Source organism: Acinetobacter sp. UBA3132 (assembly GCF_002364825.1).
GTDB lineage: Bacteria > Pseudomonadota > Gammaproteobacteria > Pseudomonadales > Moraxellaceae > Acinetobacter > Acinetobacter schindleri.
Genome location: NZ_DEZM01000056.1, coordinates 6,020 through 6,264, shown reverse-complemented (window position 1 = coordinate 6,264; position 245 = coordinate 6,020). Strand labels below are relative to the sequence as shown.

Sequence of the window (245 nt, the reverse complement as noted above, 5' to 3'; positions counted from 1 at the left end):
ACGGTCCGCCACATCGAAGCTGTCCGGGTTAATATGATCCAGCAATTGCGCACGTGAATACACCTGACCCACATGTTCCAAAAACAGTTCTAATAAACGGAATTCTGTTGGGGTCAGGTTCAGCGCTTTTTGTTGATACCAAATGCGCTGTTGCGATTTATCCATACGGAACAAATCATTGCTTTCCGGTTCAGCTTTACGATCCAGACGGCGTAGAACTGCTTGCACGCGCGCGACCAGTTCCT

Annotated in this window: 1 protein-coding gene; it reads right to left on the bottom strand. The window is 48.6% G+C overall.

The features are described 5' to 3' along the window. Positions 1–245, bottom strand: a 245-nt coding sequence (locus B4033_RS02590) for a winged helix-turn-helix domain-containing protein (RefSeq protein ID WP_286831875.1), incomplete at both ends; no start/stop codon positions are given.